This window comes from Vibrio tapetis subsp. quintayensis, from assembly GCF_030409945.1.
Classification (GTDB): domain Bacteria; phylum Pseudomonadota; class Gammaproteobacteria; order Enterobacterales; family Vibrionaceae; genus Vibrio; species Vibrio quintayensis.
On record NZ_JAUFQV010000035.1, the window covers coordinates 333380 to 352490 of the forward strand.

A 19111-nucleotide genomic window follows, 5' to 3' on the forward strand; every position below is an offset into this window, starting at 1 on the left:
GACCCGTAACCTGTAACCTGTAACCTGTAACCTGTAACCTACAACCTGTAACCTACCCACAACACTTCTTAAACTTTTTTCCGCTGCCACAAATACACGGATCATTTCTACCAACTTTAAGCTCATTTACGCTCTGATTCAGTCTTGGATCTATCGTCGTAGTGACTGGCTCATCTTCTGTAGGAGCACCATCTGGGAACTCGCCATCGATGTAGTACCAGAGGCCATCTTCCTTAATAAAACGAGACTTCTCCGCTAGGCAGTATTGCTCACCATGTTCATTGAAGTAAGCATTAAATGTCACGAAACCTTCAGTGTTGTCGTCATTCACCGATGTTTCTATTACCTCTAAGTTGCACCAATCACTGTCTATGGACTCGGCTATGCCCTCTCGTTCGTGCTCTGCATCGCAACTAGGGTGATAAGTCGCAACTACAAAATCGACAAGGTTAAGAGTATGGGCACAGTATCGGGCGCGCATCACTTGTTCCGGTGTTGTCGCGTGAGAATGCTTGGCATGAACAGGCTCGCAACATTCAGCGTAAGGTTTGTTACTTTTACAAGGGCATAGGTTCATGGTGTTTCCTTGATGAAAAAAGCCACCAAACAAGAGTTTGATGGCTTAGAAAGTCTGATGGTTAGCTTATATATCAACCAAATCTTGAGCCCAAGCTTGAGACTGGTGATAACAATCAGCGACTTGGTCTTCCTGAATCTCAAGAGAGCGGCGGGCTGTGACGACGTCATCCCACTTGGCGCGCTCAAATGCTTTAACGAGTTGGATCAATTTACCTAGATCGCCAGTGCCACCAAGTAGGGCATTCTTGATGGATTGGTCGACAGGGATTGATTCCAATATCGTTTCAATTGTTTGATCGAGTAATGAATCAAGCAGAGAAAAAAGCCCGGTTAGAAAAGCCAAACTGGTGTCTATTTTACCTTTTGACTGACGTGCTAATAGCTCACACTGCCTTGCTCTAGATATCGACAGCGTGTACAACGAATTCGGTTTATGCTCGTTTGTGCTCGACACCGCAACCAAAGAAACAAATTTTTTCAGTCGATCTTCGCCCAGATAAATCAGTGCTTGTTTGAACGATTTGATCTCAGACGATATCAATGAGGACGAATTGACGTACCTTAGCAACTTATACGACAAAGACACATCGGTGCTAATCAGTCGTTCAATTTCACTGTAGTTTATCTCCGTGTTGGCGATTTCCTTGCACAGTTGAACAACCGTTATCAGCGAAGGCTCAATGGCTCTTTGTTGCACCATTTCTGGTTTAGCAAAGAAATAACCTTGAAACAGTGTGAACCCAACGTCTTTTGCTTGTTTGAATTCCTCATGGGTTTCCACCTTTTCTGCTAAGAACTGAATTTTGCTTTTTTTCAACTTAGCGATGAAAAATGCCGCTTTTCCTATGGGAATAGCGCGAATATCAAACTTGATGATCGAAATGAATGGCAAAAATCTAAGCCAGTCTGAACTTGGAACAAAGTCATCTAACGCCAGTGTGTAGCCTTTTTTGTAAAGCTCTTTAATGGCATGAAGAAGCTCATCGGTCGGCTCACAATCTTCTAAGATTTCCACCACAATACTGTTACTAGGGAACAGTTCTGGAATTTGGTTTATCAGGCTTTGATAAGGGAAATTAACATAGCCCCGTTTTTTCCCCAGGCTTTGATAGTGAACACTTAGAAATTGGTCGGACAACAGACGGCTAGTGGCTTGTTCCGCTTCGATATCCGGAAATGTATTCTTTGGGCCATCACGAAACAACAGTTCGTAAGCAACGGCATTACGCTCTGAATCAAAAATAGGCTGACGAGCAACGTATGAATATTTCAATGCTTTAAATTCTTCATCAATAATCACGAAATTAACGAACGCTATTCTACAGGAAGTCGTTCACAAATAACTAATTGAAATTTTTAGACTGAGTTGTTATTTAGTATCTCAAGCCTTGGCTTTGGCTTAAAGAAATGGAAACTTTTCAGTTCTAAACCCAAACTCATCTACGATGAGCACAACCGCGCTGTTGTCCCAATCACCTAGAACTATTCGTGTGGCTGGGGTGTTGTCATCCAAAATAATTTGATGCGTAGCTTCACGATGTGTATGACCGTGGATCATTAGGTTGGTATTATGTTTCGCCATCACGCGAACCACTTCGTTTTTATTGACATCCATGATGTCGAGCGACTTCGAATTTTTGTCACTTCGAGTTTGTCCCTGAATTTTTCGCACAATTTTCTTACGAAATATCAATGGGATGCATTTAAATACTCGTTGTAACCAAGGTTGATGAACCTTAGTACGGAACTCTTGGTATTTGATATCGTCGATACATAACGTATCTCCATGTAAAAGAATAGCAGAGGTACCATGGAGTTCAATTTTGCATTCTTCAGGTAACAGTTTGATGCCCGTTTCCTGAGCGAAGCGTTTGCCGACGAGAAAATCGCGATTGCCATGCTGAAAATAACACTTAACACCAGAGTCGGTTAGCTGTTTAAAAGCGTGTTTGATACGGGTTGCGAATTCTGAGTTATCGTCGTCGCCTAACCAAAAATCAAACAGGTCGCCGAGAACATAGAGCTTGGTAGCATTGCGAGCTTTTTGATCGAGGAATTGAAGAAAGCTCTGGGTAATATCAGGGCGAGTAGGGGATAGGTGAAGATCTGAAATAAATAATATCGTCATAGGATAAAAGAAGAGGAGCCGCAGCTCCTCTTGATCGAATTACTCTTCGATAGTTGTGCTTGTGATAAGAACTTCTTCTAGTGGTACGTCTTGGTGCATACCCATAGAGCCCGTTGCTACATCTTTAATTTTGTTTACGATGTCCATGCCTTCAACGACTTCAGCAAAAACACAGTAACCCCAACCATCTAGGCTTTCTGATTTAAAGTCTAGGAATGTGTTGTTGCTAACGTTGATGAAAAACTGAGAGCTAGCAGAATGCGGTTCCATTGTACGAGCCATCGCCAACGTGCCTACTTTGTTGCTTAGGCCATTGTTTGCTTCGTTTTTGATTGTTGCGCGCGTTTCTTTTTCTTTAAGGCCCGAAGTCATACCGCCGCCTTGAACCATGAAACCATCGATTACACGGTGGAAAAGCGTGTTGTCATAAAAACCATCACGGCAGTACTGAAGGAAGTTAGCACTGGTTGCTGGTGCATCAGTTGTGTTCAGCTGAATTTTGATATCACCAAAGTTAGTGTGAAGGATGATCATTATGTATTCCTTAAATTATTTTCGACTTGAAACGGGAATTCTAGCTCAATTCTACAGACAATCAATAGATGGGTGAAAAGTGGTCAAGAAAACCGACGAAATGTCATAGTCTATGTGCGATCACCGTGAATTTTGTCCCGGCAAGCTATTACCTATCCGTGTTGGACTTGTTATACTGGCGCCTTACTTGTTTCATAATTGATTAGATAGAGATCATGTTAAAGATATATAACACACTCACACGACAGAAAGAGGAATTCAAACCCATTACTGCTGGTAAAGTCGGCATGTATGTTTGTGGAGTAACCATTTACGATCTCTGTCATATTGGTCACGGTCGTACATTCGTTTCATTCGATGTAGTCTCTCGTTACCTTCGTTACTTAGGCTATGACCTAACGTTTGTTCGTAACATTACCGACATCGACGACAAAATCATTAAACGCGCTGCTGAGAATGGCGAAAGCTGCGATGAGTTAACTGAGCGCCTGATTGGCGAGATGTATTCTGATTTTGATGCGTTAAATATGAAGCGTCCAGATATAGAGCCTCGTGCTACCGAGTATATTCAAGAAATCATTGCCTTAGTTCAGCGCTTAATTGAACGCGGCTTCGCCTACGTTGCTGATAACGGCGACGTGATGTTTGAGGTGAAGAAATATGATGAATACGGCAAGCTATCGGGTCAAGACCTAGAGCAGCTTCAAGCTGGATCTCGCGTTACTATTGAAGTCACTAAACGCAGCCCGTTAGATTTCGTTTTATGGAAAATGTCTAAGCCGGGTGAGCCGACGTGGGAATCACCATGGGGCCCTGGTCGTCCTGGTTGGCACATTGAATGTTCTGCGATGAACTCTTCTATTCTGGGTGATCACTTTGATATCCACGGTGGTGGCTCTGATTTGCAGTTCCCGCATCATGAGAACGAAATCGCTCAATCTTGCTGCGCACATGGTACCCAGTATGTAAATACATGGATGCACAGCGGTATGGTGATGATCGACAAAGAAAAAATGTCTAAGTCACTGAACAATTTCTTCACCATTCGTGATGTATTACAGCATTACGATTCAGAAACCGTTCGCTACTTCTTAATGTCGGGTCACTATCGTAGCCAACTGAATTACAGCGAAGACAACTTAAACCAAGCACGTTCAGCTTTGGAGCGTTTGTATACATCTTTACGTGGTTTGGATTTATCAGCAGCACCTGCTGGTGGTGAAGAGTATGTAACACGTTATAGCGATGCGATGAACGATGATTTCAATACACCAGAAGCCTACTCGGTGTTATTTGATATGGCTCGTGAAGTCAATCGCCTAAAAGGTGAAAATATCGAAAGAGCATCGGCACTTGGCGCATTAATGCGTGAGTTAGCGGATGTCATCGGTATCTTGCATCAAGAGCCTGAAGCATTCCTTAAAGGTGGCGCATCTGGCGAAAGTAATGATGATGAAGTGGCAGAAATTGAGGCGCTTATTAAGCTGCGTAACGATTCACGTGCATCAAAAGATTGGGCAAACGCCGACATGGCGCGTAACAAGTTAACGGAAATGGGCATCGTTCTAGAAGACGGAGCACAAGGTACTACTTGGCGTCGTAAGTAATTTTTAAAAGGCACAAAGTGAATATGACCGCCGTAAGATACAGCGTTGTATTGATGATGTGCCTTTTTTACACTTTATGAAAGGCAACTATTTTGGCACAGATGTATTTTTATTACTCGGCGATGAACGCGGGTAAGTCCACCACGTTATTGCAATCTTCTTTTAACTATAAAGAGCGCGGGATGAACCCAGTGATCTTTACGGCTGCACTAGATGATCGTTATGGCATTGGTAAAGTAAGTTCACGAATTGGTCTGCAATCTGAAGCTCAGTTGTTTAGAACAGAATCGAATTTATTTGATGAAATCAAAGCCATTAATGAGCAAGAAAAGCGCCATTGTATTTTGATTGATGAATGTCAGTTCTTATCCAAAGAACAAGTTTATCAATTAACTGAGGTTGTTGATAAACTTCATATTCCAGTGCTTTGTTATGGTTTGCGTACCGACTTCCTCGGTGAGCTTTTTGAAGGCAGTAAATACTTGCTATCTTGGGCGGACAAATTAGTCGAGCTTAAAACGATTTGCCATTGTGGTCGTAAAGCCAACATGGTGATTCGTACTGACGAAGAAGGTAACCCGATTGCAGAGGGTGACCAAGTGGCGATTGGTGGTAATGATCAATACGTCTCAGTATGCCGTCAGCACTATAAAGAAGCGCTAGGCAAATAAACCGTTATAAATACCCAATAAAAAAGAGCGGAGATCCGCTCTTTTTTTCATCTGCTGCTTAGCCTTTAGCCTTTAGCCTTTAGCCTTTAGCCTTTAGCCTTTAGCCTTTAGCCTTTACCATCGACGTGACCAAATTGTTTCGCAGCATAGGCCACTCGTTCAGCTGGTCTCGGGTATTCTGCCATTTCACCAAGATTCTCGATATGGCGAAGGCGAGGCAGTAAACCTGCTCCGTTAGCAATTTGAATAGCCAAGCCTGGGCGAGCATTAAGCTCAAGTACCATTGGGCCTTCTTCTTTATCAAGCACCATATCCGTGCCCATATAACCCAAACCAGTCATTTCCCATGCGCTGGATGCAAGCACGAGTAGTCGCTCCCAGTGAGGAACTTGCAAAAGTGCGAGCTCTTTGTCGGTATCTGGGTGGTGTGTGATGGGCTGATCAAACTGAACGGCACGTACCGCTTTGCCCGTCGCCATGTCAATTCCTACGCCTACTGCGCCTTGGTGTAGATTCGCTTTACCATCAGAGGCAGACGTTGAAAGGCGCATCATCGCCATGACAGGGTAGCCCTTAAATACAATAATTCGTACATCTGGCACCCCTTCGTAACTGAAACCTTCAAAACAGTCGTCAAATTTAATCAAGTTTTCGACTACGGCCACGTCGTTTTTTCCACCAAGAGAAAACAAACCGGCGAGTGCGTTACTAATATGACGTTCGACATCTTCTTTGTTGATGACAGCGCCAGAGGGCTTGGTGTATTCGCCATTTTTGTGCGAAACAATAACCAAGATACCCTTACCACCGCTGCCTTGTGCGGGTTTAATGACAAACCCTGGCCAGTTTTCAACCATCTTATGAATGGATTTTACGGCGGCTTGGTGGCTGATAACACCAATTAGCGCAGGAACCGTAGCCCCTGCTTTTTCTGCGATGATTTTTGTTTTTAATTTATCATCAACCAACGGATACTTTGAGCGATCATTATATCGCCCAATGTAGCTGTGGTTTCTTTGATTCATCCCCATTATGCCCTTGGTTTTTAGCTTAGATGGGGAAGTAAATGACCCAAACATAGTCTAATCCTCAGATAATGGTTTAAAACGACGAAGTTCCGTTAAGCGGTAGCCAGTGTAAGTACCAAGCAGCATGATAACCGCAAGAATAATTAGCTGTAGGCCGATAAAGTTAAACGTTAGGTGCTGAACATACGGGTTAGTCATAGCAAGGTAAACCAGTACAGCTGTTAGCAACGAGCCCCCACCTTGAAGGAATACTTCTTTACCGCCTTCTTCTTCCCATAGAATAGACATACGTTCTACCGTCCAAGACAAGATGATCATAGGGAAGAAAGTAATAGTAAGTCCTTCATTCAATCCAATATTGAACGAAACAATGGTGAAGACCGCGATAATCATAATTACCGTTATGATTACGGCGGATATCCGCGCAACCAACAAGAGGTTGAGCTTAGATAAATACCCACGAATAATGAGACCGGTACCAACAATGAGAAGGAAGCCAACGATACCTGTGAGCAATGTAGTTTGAACAAATGCAACTGCAATCAAAACAGGCATGAATGTGCCTGAAGTTTTTAAACCAATGATCACACGTAAGAACACCACGATGAGTGCACCAATTGGAATGAGCATGATGGTTTTGAACATCGATTGTTCCGCAAGAGGCAAGCTGTGAATTGAGAAATTCAGTAAGCTATCCGCTTCGACTTTTTGAGCAGTTGCTTGTTGCGGAGTGACATCTTGTAAGATCATTGAAAAATGGACTTGGCTATTCTTACCACCGACCACATCGAGTAAGGAAACGTTAGATTCATCCCAGACCAGCAAGTTGTTTTGTTTAACTTGTTCACCTTGGTTTGCATCAAAAAGTTCCCACTGCTTACCATCCCACACTTCGACCATCGGTGTAATGCTTTGGCGACGACGGCCATCTTCTAACTGAACAACACCAACCAGTTTATTTGGAACGGCGGCATAACTTAGAAGCTTAGCGGTGATTTGTACTTTGTCGTTATTGTTGAGTAATAACGATGCATTTTGGCTATCTTTATCGTTAAGCTGTTTGATTAACTCACGAGCTAAAGTGACGTTGTCGGCACTGCGTTGTGTCGCCTGCGCTAAAACAGATTGAGCAGCGGCGTCTTGAGGGCCATCAAAAATGGGTTTTTCTATTGGCTCGTCACTTGGTGGAATGGGATCAACTTTTGCTTGATCATCAACCAAAAACTGAGTTTTGTAATAAATGGTTTGAGGGCCACTCGCATGACGAACAGTCCATTCAGCACGTCGGCCTGCATCGGTTGCTGTGTAAGCAATACCGTAGCCTGGTGAAGACGCGCTTTCGTTAATGAGTGTATAACCAGTTTGTGTACCAGGGGCAGCAAGAGATGCTTTAACTGGTTTGTCTAGCGCGTTGAACTCGACACGAGCTTCAATGTCCCAAATCTGGCGAGTTTCACCAGGAGTCAAAGGAACGCCGTAATCTGTGTGGCGCATAAGGCTCAGTACACTGCCTGCAATAAGCAGGAATGCGACCAAGAAGTAAAACGGAACTTTAGACGTCATAAAGATTTATCCTTAAATACAATTATTTAGTTTTAGTTTGTAGATACTGTTTGCTTACATCAACTAGGGCGATATCTTGGATGAACTCTCTGCCTAGTAAAATAGGGTGACTCATTTGCGAACGGTCAGCCAGAGTAAACTGAGCTTTTTCGTGCACGTCACCAAGTTGTACCCAAAGCTCTACAACAATCCGGCGCTCGGAATCGGAGTTGGTTGCTTGACGAATTTTGACGTATCGTACAACGGGAGCTTCAATCCAGTGCATTTCATCTGCAGCCGCTGAATCATCCTTTATATGAAATTTAACCCAAGTTTTCCCGTTTCGCTCAAATTCTTGAATATCAATGGCATTAATTGATGAAGTTGTGGCGCCGGTATCAACTCGCGCATCAAACTGTTGCTTAATTGTGTCTACTTTTACTTTTTCAATTGCGCCGAGAACAATGGGCTGAGAAGGTGGGGCACTGGTAACGACAGGCGTGACTGTTTGTGTCTCTTTGGTCGCGTGTGTTAAGTGCTTTGCCTGCGTTTTACGTAATTGAACGACTTCACCGTTCAATTTCACTAATTCTTCATTGAGTGCATCAATTTTGCTGTTCTGTTGGTCTATTTCAACGGTAAAGCTATCGAGTTTCGTTTGTATGTTTTGCTCTGATTGATTAATTGCTTCTAGTGTCGATTGGCTGTATTTTTCGCCGTCGATCAACGTACACCCAGATAGGGCAGCAATAATGGCAATGGCGGTGAGTTTTTTGAGCATTGTTTACCTATAGTAGACAGATAGTTAACAGAAGTATTTTCCAAAGTGTATATGATAAAAAAGGATGCGTGAAGCATCCTAATGTTAATCTCTGGTCAGGTTCGCCATTATGGTTTCTTTGCAACCAAAATAGCCCTTCGTGGAGCAGGGTGACCCTCAACCGTTTTGCTTGGATCGTTTGGATCTAAGTAGTTTGGCAGCGAGTTATGGGTCATCCATTCGGTGGTGCGTTGCTCACCAGTGGTGGTCACATTTTCATCAACAATATTCACGTCAACGAATCCACACGTTTCTAACCATACTTTCAGTGCTTTTGCTGATGGGAAGAAGTACACATTACGCATTTGAGCATAGCGGTCCATAGGAACCAGAACGGTGTTTTCATCCCCTTCGATGACCAAGGTTTCGAGCACTAACTCACCACCAGAAACCAATTGGTTCTTCAATTGAATAAGGTGATCCAGCGGTGAACGACGATGATATAACACACCCATACTAAAGACAGTGTCAAAGGCTTTAAGTTCAGGAAGTTGCTCAATTCCTAATGGCAGTAAATGAGCGCGTTGGTCATTGCCCATTAATTTACGGACCGCTTCGAACTGAATGAGGAACAGGTGAGATGGGTCGATCCCTACACATAAGCGAGCTTCTTCACCCAGCATGCGCCACATGTGGTAACCATTGCCGCAACCAACGTCCAACACAGAACGGTTTTTAAGGGGGGATATATGGGGAAGAACACGATCCCATTTCCAGTCTGAACGCCATTCCGTATCAATGTGAATGTCGTGCAGGTTATAAGGGCCTTTACGCCACGGGTGGAATGTTTTTAATAGGTTTTCTAGTTTTTTTTGTTCGCCTGGATGAATAGGAGCCTGATTCGATAGAGTGACAGAATCCTTTAAATCAACGGTATCAGGTGTACCCTCAGGGATTTTTTTGAGTGCTCTTAACCAACGGTCGAAATCACCGTGTTCCGCGTTTTGCCAATCCGTAAGCTGTTGTGGAAGCGTGTTCAACCAAGGTTGAAGCTGATCGTCTTGAGATATCAATTGGTAAAAATTAGCAAAATTGAACATATAAGGTTTCGTTATTAGTTAAGTTAAAGGGGTGAAGATACTGGGTTACAGGTTACAGGTTACAGGTTACAGGTTACAGGTTACAGGTTATAGGTAACAGGTAACAGGTTATAGCTGAGGGGGCAGTCCAATATTCTGTAGGGTTTGCCCGTCCTGTTCTCTGTAACCTTTTACTCATAATCCTATTTTATCGCAAACATAGAGCCGAAGTTAAAGCATTGGAACCAGACTTCATTACTGGAAAAGCCGATCTCTTCAAAGCGGACTTTGTGAGACTGAATAGAGTCTGGGCGCATAACATTTTCAATTGCACTGCGTTTTTGGCTTATTTCTAGTTCGCTGTAGCCGTTAGCGCGCTTAAAGTCATGATGAAGGTCGATCAAGAGTTCATTCGCTGTTTCATCTTCGAACACGTATTTCTCGGACAAAATCAAAATGCCCCCAGGACGCAAACCCGCAAAGATTTTTTTAAGCAAGGTGACGCGATCTTCAGGCGACAAAAACTGCAAGGTGAAATTTAACACCACGACTGAGGCATCCTCTATCTCAATATTTCTGATATCGGCTTCAACAACCGTAACCGGTGTTTCTGAGCGATAAGCATTAATATGAAGCTTACAGCGTTCTACCATGGCCGCTGAATTGTCGACCGCAATGATCTCGCAGCCTTCTTGTTCAATATGACGGCGCATAGAAAGTGTTGCAGCACCTAAAGAGCAGCCTAAGTCATACACTTTAGAGTGCGGTTTCGCAAAACGTTCTGCCAACATGCCGATAGCCGAGATGATGTTACTGTAACCGGGAACCGATCGTTGAATCATATCGGGAAAAACTTCCGCTACGCGCTCATCGAATGTGAAATCACCGATTTTATTAATGGGAGCTGAAAAGATAGTGTCTTTATTGCTCATAATACTCTCTCGCTTGGGCCGTTAACATGCGGTCTAATTTGTAGGCATGCCTATTTAAGGGGGCGTATTTTATGCAAAATTGCTGCAATTGTCATTAGTAGAGAAAGGTACTTATAAATTAACTGGTGAAAGGGCCACTAAATTACACAGATTTGGAATAGATTGAGTCAAACCCCGGTGATTCTACTTTGCTCATAAAATGAAAATGAGGCTATAATCGTGGCTTCGTTTTTGTCTTTGCCGATAAATTGGTCGCTTGTTGTGCTAAAAAGCAGCAAGGCTAGATAAAACACAACAAATTCTATGCCTGATGGTCGATTTTTAATGACTTTCAGCGTATAAATGGACGTTTGCACTGCTGGCACTCAATCGCGCGAGCAGCTTAGAAATTGATAACTTATTAGAGATTGGGAAATTCATTATGCGTACCCATTATTGTGGTCACCTGAACAAGTCCCTTGCAGGACAAACTGTAGAACTTTGCGGCTGGGTTAACCGTCGCCGTGATTTAGGCGGTCTTATCTTCATTGATATGCGAGATCGTGAAGGCATCGTTCAGGTTGTCGTCGACCCAGATATGAAAGATGTATTTGCGGAAGCGAACCAGTTACGTAATGAATTTTGCATCAAGCTAACGGGTGAAGTACGCCTTCGCCCAGAAAGCCAAATCAACAAAGATATGGCAACCGGTGAAGTTGAGCTGATCGCAACGGGTTTAGAGATCATTAACCGCTCTGAAGCATTGCCGTTAGACTTCAACCAAACAAACAGTGAAGAGCAGCGTCTTAAGTACCGTTACATTGATCTTCGTCGTCCAGAAATGAGTGACCGCATCAAACTTCGCGCTAAAGCATCAAGCTTCGTTCGTCGTTTCTTAGATAGCAACGACTTCCTAGACATCGAAACGCCCGTACTGACTAAAGCAACACCAGAAGGCGCTCGTGATTACCTAGTACCAAGCCGCGTACACAAAGGCAGCTTCTATGCATTGCCGCAATCACCACAGCTATTTAAGCAGTTGTTGATGATGTCTGGTTTTGATCGTTACTACCAAATCGTTAAATGTTTCCGTGATGAAGATTTACGTGCTGACCGTCAGCCTGAATTTACTCAAATCGATATCGAAACTTCTTTCATGTCTGCTGAACAAGTTCGTGGCGTGACAGAAAAAATGATCCGCGAAATGTGGCAAGAGCTATTGAGCGTGGACTTGGGTGAATTCCCAATCATGCCTTTCTCTGAAGCGATTCGTCGTTTCGGTAGTGATAAGCCGGATCTACGTAACCCGCTAGAATTAGTAGACGTTGCTGACCTAGTTAAAGACGTTGAATTTAAAGTCTTCTCAGGCCCTGCTAACGATGAAAAAGGCCGTGTAGCCGTAATTCGTGTTCCAGGCGGAGCGAAACTAACGCGTAAGCAAATCGATGGCTACGGCGCATTTGTTGGCATTTACGGCGCGAAAGGTTTGGCATGGATGAAAGTAAACGACCGTGCTGCTGGCATGGAAGGCATTCAATCTCCTGTGGCTAAATTCCTGAGCGAAGACGTAATCAACGGCATTCTTGATCGTACTCAAGCTGAAAGCGGCGATATCATCCTATTTGGTGCTGATAAAGCAAGCATCGTTTCTGAAGCTCTGGGCGCACTTCGTCTGAAACTTGGCGAAGATTTAGAGCTAACCAACAAAGAAGCATGGGCACCACTTTGGGTTGTTGACTTCCCAATGTTCGAAGAAGATGGCGAAGGTAACTTGCACGCAATGCACCACCCATTTACTTCTCCATTAGGTGTTGATGCGGCTGAGTTGGCAGCAAACCCAGCAGCAGCTAACTCGAATGCTTACGATATGGTTATCAACGGCTATGAAGTGGGTGGCGGTTCAGTTCGTATCCACAATGCTGAAATGCAAAGCACGGTGTTTAATATTCTTGGCATCGAAGAAAAAGAGCAACAAGAGAAGTTCGGCTTCTTGTTGGATGCACTTAAGTACGGTACGCCACCGCATGCCGGTCTTGCTTTCGGTCTAGACCGTTTGGCTATGCTACTTTGTGGTACAGATAACATCCGTGACGTTATCGCATTCCCTAAAACAACGGCAGCATCTTGCTTGCTCACCAATGCACCAAGTGTTGCCAACCCAGCCTCTTTAGAAGAGCTAGCGGTAGCGGTTGTTGCTAAAGAAAAAGAAGCAGACGCTTAATTTTCGGATATTTGTCTGATTTCAAATAAATAAAATGCGAAGCGCTAATAGGTTTATTCTATTAGCGCTTTCTTTTTTGCTAGTATCTTTCTATTCAAAATAGCTCTTATCTGTATTTGGGCTCAGTTCGGAACACATACGTATGTCGATAATCCTCGGTATTGACCCAGGCTCTCGTATCACAGGTTATGGCGTTATTCGTCAACAAGGCCGTCACTTACATTATTTAGGCAGTGGTTGTATTCGTACTTCTCACGACGACTTACCTAGCCGTTTGAAACAAATATTTGCCGGTGTCTCTGAAATCATTACTCAGTTTCAGCCTGACGTATTTGCGATTGAGCAGGTGTTTATGTCAAAAAATGCCGATTCAGCCTTAAAGTTAGGTCAGGCCCGTGGGGCGGCCATCGTTGCCGCAGTAAATGCTGACCTCCCTGTACATGAATATGCAGCAAGACTTATCAAGCAAGCGGTAACGGGTACGGGTGGGGCGGATAAAAGCCAAGTTCAGCATATGGTGATGAACATGTTGAAGCTACCTGGTAAACCACAAGCCGACGCCGCCGATGCGCTTGGTGTGGCTATCTGTCATGCCAATACCAATAAAACGCTTATTGCACTAGCCGGTAAAGCAACAGGAGCCAAGAAAGGGCGATATCGGTGATGCAAGTGCTAAGAGCGAAGTACTAAAAGCTAAGTTAGAAGAGCGAGGGGGAAACCTCTTATCAGGTGCAAGGCCACTTCGACTTTAGCCCTTCTTCGCGCCTTTTCTTTACTGGCTATCCATCCAGTTATCTATTATTATCGAATTCAAGTTTTAAATTCCAAAATCAAAGGAAACCCAAGTGATTGGACGTCTTCGTGGCATATTGTTAGAAAAGCAACCACCAGAATTATTAATTGAAGTCGGCGGCATTGGCTATGAAGTCCAAATGCCGATGAGCTGCTTTTATGAATTGCCAGAAGTGGGGACAGAAGCCATTGTATATACTCATTTTATTGTACGTGAAGATGCTCAATTGCTGTATGGCTTCAATACCGTGAAAGAGCGTGCATTGTTCCGTGAAGTGATTAAAGCGAACGGAGTTGGCCCTAAACTTGGGTTGGCTATTCTGTCTGGCATGAATGCGCAGCAGTTTGTCTCTTGTGTTGAACGTGAAGACGTGTCGACTTTAGTGAAACTTCCGGGTGTGGGTAAAAAAACCGCAGAACGTCTTGTTGTTGAAATGAAAGATCGCTTGAAAGGTTGGGGAGCGGGAGACTTGTTTACGCCTGCAACCGACGCAGCACCAATGGACAGTGGTTTAGGCGGAGTAAGTACTAACGCAGAAGATGAAGCGGTAAGCGCTTTAGTCGCATTAGGTTACAAACCCGTGCAAGCCAGTAAAGTTGTATCGCAAGTAGCAAAACCAGACATGACAAGCGAAGCATTGATTCGAGACGCACTGAAGTCGATGGTGTAGAAGTGCGAAATGCTAAATGCTAAGTGCGAAATACTAAGTATTGAAGCTTAGAGCTTAGAGTTTAGTACTTAGCTCTTAGTACTTAGTTCTTACAAACAGGACCAATTTTTATGATCGAAGCAGATCGATTGATAGCACCGGATAACCCGGTATTTAAAGAAGAAGACATAGACGTAATAGATCGCGCCATACGTCCTAAAAAGTTGGAAGACTATCGAGGCCAAGATCATGTGCGTGGTCAAATGGAAATCTTTATCAAAGCTGCGCAACTTAGAAGTGAAGCATTGGATCATCTGCTGATATTTGGTCCTCCAGGTTTAGGTAAAACCACGCTTGCTAATATCGTAGCTAATGAAATGGAAGTGAATATTCGAACCACTTCTGGCCCTGTATTGGAAAAAGCAGGTGATTTAGCGGCACTACTGACCAATCTAGAAGAAAACGACGTACTCTTTATTGACGAAATTCATCGTTTGAGTCCAGTGGTTGAAGAAGTTTTGTATCCCGCGATGGAAGATTATCAGTTGGACATCATGATAGGTGAGGGGCCTGCGGCGCGTTCTATCAAAATTGATTTACCGCCTTTCACCCTAATTGGCGCTACGACACGTGCTGGTTCACTGACTTCGCCATTACGTGATCGTTTTGGTATCGTGCAGCGTCTTGAGTACTACAATGTAGAAGACCTACAACACATCGTTAAACGAAGCGCTGATTGTTTAGGACTCTCTATGGAATCCGATGGGGCGCTAGAAGTTGCACGTCGTTCCCGAGGCACACCTCGTATTGCTAACCGTTTGCTAAGACGTGTACGTGATTATGCTGAAGTGAAAGGTAACGGTCATATCTGTAATGACATCGCAGACAAAGCGTTAAATATGCTCGATGTAGACAGCCAAGGTTTGGACTATATGGATAGAAAATTACTGCTCGCAATCATGGAAAAATTTAGTGGCGGTCCTGTAGGGTTAGATAACTTGGCTGCGGCGATTGGTGAAGAAAAAGACACAATTGAAGATGTCATTGAGCCTTATCTCATTCAGCAGGGTTATTTGCAAAGAACGCCAAGAGGCCGAATCGCCACAGATCGGGCTTATTTGCATTTTGGTTTAGAAAAATAATAGCCAAATCTAGAGAGTATTGATATTAACTAATGTAGGTCAACCTGATGGTTGGCCTTTTTTTCTGTATTTTCTCTGCAAATTAATAGCGTTTCATTCTGTTACTAATGAGTTTTATAAGAATAAATACGCATAAGAAAGGGCGTGCTAATTACAAATGGGAGGCCAAAAAGGTGATCTTAGACGCGTGTTAGTCCGCTTTTTCCTTGAATTTGCTTGATCCTAATCATTTTGGTTGTTTTTTGTTCGCCACTACGGATTGTATCTTGATCCAGATCAATGCGGGAAAATGCCATAAACCTTTTGAAACATTGTTCTTTTATCAGTAGTATTAGCCCGAGCTATATTAGTTCTTACTTAACAATTAATCAACCAAAAAAATACATATTTATAACAATGGTTTGAAGTTAGCAACATTCACGTTGTTAGCCCTGCTTTTTGCTCGAAATAAGTGGGTTTAACTAAAGCATAAATTAAAATGTATTGTGTCATTCAGCCGGCACAAAAGGAGTTATCATGATTGACATAGTTGATCTGTCGCGGTTCCAATTTGCATTAACAGCGATGTATCACTTCCTATTCGTTCCATTGACTTTAGGTATGGCGTTTCTACTAGCCATCATGGAGTCTTTATACGTAATGACCGATAAGCAAATCTATAAGGACATGACCAAGTTCTGGGGTAAGCTTTTTGGTATCAACTTCGCTCTAGGTGTGGCAACAGGCCTGACCATGGAGTTCCAATTTGGTACTAACTGGTCCTATTATTCTCATTATGTAGGCGATATATTCGGCGCCCCCCTTGCCATCGAAGCCTTGGTAGCCTTCTTCCTTGAATCCACTTTTGTTGGTCTATTCTTCTTCGGCTGGGATCGCTTGTCCAAACGTCAGCACTTGGCGGTAACATGGCTTGTTGCGCTGGGTTCAAACTTCTCTGCGCTTTGGATTCTCGTTGCAAACGGTTGGATGCAAAACCCAATTGGAGCTGAATTTAACTTTGAAACCATGCGTATGGAAATGGTGAGCTTTGCTGAGGTGGTCCTAAACCCAGTAGCGCAAGTTAAGTTCGTTCACACGGTTGCTTCTGGTTATACGACAGGTGCCATGTTCGTTCTTGGTATCAGTGGTTACTACCTGCTTAAAGGCCGTGACATCGCGTTTGCTCGTCGTTCATTTGCGATTGCAGCATCATTTGGTATGGCTGCTATCTTGTCTGTAATCGTACTGGGTGATGAGTCTGGCTACGAGCTAGGTGAAGTGCAAAAAGTGAAGCTTGCTGCGATTGAAGCAGAATGGCACACAGAGCCAGCTCCAGCCGCATTTACGCTGTTCGGTATTCCTAATCAAGAAACCATGGAGACGGATTACGCCGTTAAAATTCCATTCTTGATGGGCATCATTGCTACTCGTTCAATCGATACAGAAGTAACAGGCTTACGTGAACTGCGTGACGATCACGTTGATCGTATCCGCAACGGTATGTATGCCTACGAGCTTCTAACTAAACTTCGAGGCGGTGACAAATCAGAACAAAACGTTGCGGCATTTGATGAAGTAAAAGGTGACCTAGGTTACGGCTTACTACTGAAGCGTTATACCGATGACGTTGTCGATGCGACAGAAGATCAAATTCAAGCCGCAGCGGATGACTCAATTCCGACTGTTTGGCCATTGTTCTGGGCATTCCGTCTGATGGTTGGTTGTGGTTTCGTTATGTTGTTTGTATTTGGTGCTGCGTTTGTTCAAACGTGTCGTCAAAAGATCGAACAGAAACCTTGGGTTCTTAAAGCGGCATTGTTCAGTATCCCACTACCGTGGATTGCAATTGAAGCCGGTTGGTTTGTTGCCGAGTTTGGGCGTCAGCCATGGGCAGTCGGTGAGATCCTTCCGGTTCACCAGGCTGCGTCATCACTGACAATGTCTGAGCTTTGGATATCGTTGGGTGTGATTATCGCACTCTACACTGCGTTCTTGATTGCTGAAGTATACCTGATGGTGAAATTCTCTCGTCTAGGTCCAAGCAGCCTGAAAACTGGCCGCTATCACTTTGAACAAGAAGCTAACTCTGTTGAAGACAAAGTTAACCGTCAAGTAGAAGCATAAGCAGGGAGATTAGATTATGTTTGATTACGAAATCTTGCGATTCATATGGTGGGTGCTCATTGGCGTACTGTGTATTGGTTTCGCAGTAACAGATGGCTTTGACATGGGTGTGGGCGCGCTTGTACCTGTTATCGGTAAAACGGATAGCCAACGTCGAGTGATGATTAACTCTATCGCTCCACACTGGGACGGTAACCAAGTTTGGTTGATTACAGCCGGTGGCGCATTGTTCGCTGCATGGCCGTTAATTTATGCAACGTCATTCTCTGCTTTTTACCTAGCAATGTATGTCACGCTAGCGGCACTTTGGGTAAGACCTATCGCTCTGGACTATCGTTCAAAGTTAGAAGATACCAAATGGCGTAACGCATGGGATGCAGGCATCTGCTTCAGTGGCGTTGTTCCTCCTCTGATCTTTGGTGTGGCGTTTGGTAACCTGTTATTGGGTGTTCCATTTGAACTAAATGAGTTCATGATGGCGACGTACCATGGTTCATTCTTTAAATTGCTGCACCCATTTGCTCTACTTTGTGGTCTAGTTAGCTTGTCTATGATTGTCATGCAAGGTGCGACATGGCTGCAAATGAAGACAACCGGTGACGTACATGCTCGAGCACGAGTGGTTGCACAAGTGATGGCTGCATTAGTGATTGTTACTTTTGTAGGCGCAGGAGTGTGGATTCAAAGTATTGAAGGTTATGTTGTTGTTAGTCACATCGACATTGCCGCGCAATCTAACCCACTGAGTAAAGAAGTGGAAATGGTTGCCGGCGCATGGATGAATAACTTCAAAACGTACCCAGCAATGTGGGCAGCACCGATTTTAGGTGTTGTCATGCCGTTAGTTGTTGTTCTTGCTTCTCGCTTTGAAAAATGCTCAGTCTCGTTCATTAGCTCAAGCCTTGCCAATGCAGGTGTTATTTTGACTGCCGGCTTTGCTATGTTCCCGTTCATCATGCCGTCTAGCTTTAATGCGGACCATAGTTTGACGATGTGGGATTCAACTTCAAGTGAACTAACACTAAATCTAATGACGGGCGTTGCAATGGTTATGGTACCTATCATCCTTGCTTACACGTCGTGGACCTACTACAAAATGTTTGGTCGTTTAGATGATAAATACATTGAAGAAAACAAGAATTCCCTCTACTAAGGAGTATTGATTATGTGGTATTTCGCCTGGATTTTAGGTGTATTACTGGCCTGTGCATTTGGCATCATCAATGCACTATGGTTAGAACATTCAGAAATGATGGATAAAGATAGCGAATAAGCCAACACTGGCTTAAACGATATACAGTAAGCCCTACAAAATAATTGTGGGGCTTATTTTTTGGGAAACATTAGCCAAGAGCTTTATAGAA

18 protein-coding genes are annotated in these 19111 nt (G+C 43.6%); 9 read left to right on the plus strand and 9 right to left on the minus strand.

Features of this window, described 5'->3' with window-relative positions:
* Positions 1 to 52: 52 nt before the first annotated feature.
* From QWZ04_RS18905 to QWZ04_RS18920, 4 genes are all read right to left on the minus strand, one after another.
* Positions 53 to 577 (minus strand): YchJ family protein, encoded by a 525-nt coding sequence (locus QWZ04_RS18905; RefSeq protein WP_290329792.1) that lies wholly within the window; start codon positions 575 to 577, stop codon positions 53 to 55.
* Positions 578 to 643: 66 nt separating this feature from the next.
* Positions 644 to 1852, minus strand: a complete 1209-nt coding sequence (locus QWZ04_RS18910; protein WP_290329793.1) for an EAL and HDOD domain-containing protein — start codon at positions 1850 to 1852, stop codon at positions 644 to 646.
* 126 nt (positions 1853 to 1978) lie between these two features.
* Positions 1979 to 2707, minus strand: coding sequence for a UDP-2,3-diacylglucosamine diphosphatase (gene lpxH, locus QWZ04_RS18915; RefSeq protein WP_290329794.1), 729 nt, complete (start codon positions 2705 to 2707; stop codon positions 1979 to 1981).
* A gap of 39 nt (positions 2708 to 2746) precedes the next feature.
* A complete protein-coding gene (locus QWZ04_RS18920; protein WP_290329795.1) occupies positions 2747 to 3241 on the minus strand; it encodes a peptidylprolyl isomerase in 495 nt (164 codons plus the stop codon).
* Positions 3242 to 3456: 215 nt separating this feature from the next.
* Here QWZ04_RS18920 and cysS point away from each other — a divergent pair, with 215 nt between their 5' ends.
* Both cysS and QWZ04_RS18930 read left to right on the plus strand, forming a co-directional pair.
* A complete protein-coding gene (cysS, locus tag QWZ04_RS18925; protein ID WP_290329796.1) occupies positions 3457 to 4848 on the plus strand; it encodes a cysteine--tRNA ligase in 1392 nt (463 codons plus the stop codon).
* Between the two features lie 92 nt (positions 4849 to 4940).
* Positions 4941 to 5519, plus strand: coding sequence for a thymidine kinase (locus tag QWZ04_RS18930; protein ID WP_290329797.1), 579 nt, complete (start codon positions 4941 to 4943; stop codon positions 5517 to 5519).
* 107 nt (positions 5520 to 5626) lie between these two features.
* On the opposite strand, the gene QWZ04_RS18935 is transcribed toward QWZ04_RS18930, so the two are convergent.
* The 5 genes from QWZ04_RS18935 to cmoA form a co-directional block, all read right to left on the minus strand.
* Entirely contained in the window at positions 5627 to 6598 is a 972-nt protein-coding gene (locus QWZ04_RS18935) for an alpha-L-glutamate ligase-like protein (protein ID WP_290329798.1), read from the minus strand.
* Positions 6599 to 6601: 3 nt separating this feature from the next.
* On the minus strand, positions 6602 to 8110 hold the full coding sequence (locus QWZ04_RS18940; RefSeq protein ID WP_290329799.1) for an inactive transglutaminase family protein: 1509 nt from the start codon (positions 8108 to 8110) through the stop codon (positions 6602 to 6604).
* A gap of 22 nt (positions 8111 to 8132) precedes the next feature.
* Positions 8133 to 8870 (minus strand): ATP-dependent zinc protease family protein, encoded by a 738-nt coding sequence (locus QWZ04_RS18945; RefSeq protein ID WP_290329800.1) that lies wholly within the window; start codon positions 8868 to 8870, stop codon positions 8133 to 8135.
* 107 nt (positions 8871 to 8977) lie between these two features.
* Positions 8978 to 9949 (minus strand): tRNA 5-methoxyuridine(34)/uridine 5-oxyacetic acid(34) synthase CmoB, encoded by a 972-nt coding sequence (gene cmoB / locus QWZ04_RS18950; RefSeq protein WP_290329801.1) that lies wholly within the window; start codon positions 9947 to 9949, stop codon positions 8978 to 8980.
* A 182-nt stretch (positions 9950 to 10131) separates the two neighbouring features.
* Positions 10132 to 10860, minus strand: coding sequence for a carboxy-S-adenosyl-L-methionine synthase CmoA (gene cmoA, locus QWZ04_RS18955; RefSeq protein WP_290329802.1), 729 nt, complete (start codon positions 10858 to 10860; stop codon positions 10132 to 10134).
* 421 nt (positions 10861 to 11281) lie between these two features.
* Here cmoA and aspS point away from each other — a divergent pair, with 421 nt between their 5' ends.
* From aspS to cydX, 7 genes are all read left to right on the plus strand, one after another.
* Entirely contained in the window at positions 11282 to 13060 is a 1779-nt protein-coding gene (aspS, locus tag QWZ04_RS18960) for an aspartate--tRNA ligase (RefSeq protein ID WP_290329803.1), read from the plus strand.
* 142 nt (positions 13061 to 13202) lie between these two features.
* Positions 13203 to 13724 (plus strand): crossover junction endodeoxyribonuclease RuvC, encoded by a 522-nt coding sequence (gene ruvC / locus QWZ04_RS18965; protein WP_290329804.1) that lies wholly within the window; start codon positions 13203 to 13205, stop codon positions 13722 to 13724.
* Positions 13725 to 13905: 181 nt separating this feature from the next.
* The gene (ruvA, locus tag QWZ04_RS18970; RefSeq protein WP_290329805.1) at positions 13906 to 14523 is read left to right on the plus strand and encodes a Holliday junction branch migration protein RuvA; all 618 of its coding nucleotides are present in this window, start codon (positions 13906 to 13908) and stop codon (positions 14521 to 14523) included.
* Positions 14524 to 14633: 110 nt separating this feature from the next.
* The gene (gene ruvB / locus QWZ04_RS18975) at positions 14634 to 15644 is read left to right on the plus strand and encodes a Holliday junction branch migration DNA helicase RuvB (protein ID WP_290329806.1); all 1011 of its coding nucleotides are present in this window, start codon (positions 14634 to 14636) and stop codon (positions 15642 to 15644) included.
* Positions 15645 to 16160: 516 nt separating this feature from the next.
* Positions 16161 to 17747 carry a cytochrome ubiquinol oxidase subunit I gene (cydA, locus tag QWZ04_RS18980; RefSeq protein ID WP_290329807.1) on the plus strand — a complete coding sequence of 529 codons (1587 nt, stop codon included), beginning with the start codon at positions 16161 to 16163 and terminating at the stop codon, positions 17745 to 17747.
* 16 nt (positions 17748 to 17763) lie between these two features.
* Positions 17764 to 18900, plus strand: coding sequence for a cytochrome d ubiquinol oxidase subunit II (gene cydB, locus QWZ04_RS18985; protein WP_290329808.1), 1137 nt, complete (start codon positions 17764 to 17766; stop codon positions 18898 to 18900).
* Positions 18901 to 18912: 12 nt separating this feature from the next.
* Entirely contained in the window at positions 18913 to 19020 is a 108-nt protein-coding gene (gene cydX / locus QWZ04_RS18990; RefSeq protein ID WP_000270284.1) for a cytochrome bd-I oxidase subunit CydX, read from the plus strand.
* Positions 19021 to 19111 lie beyond the last annotated feature (91 nt).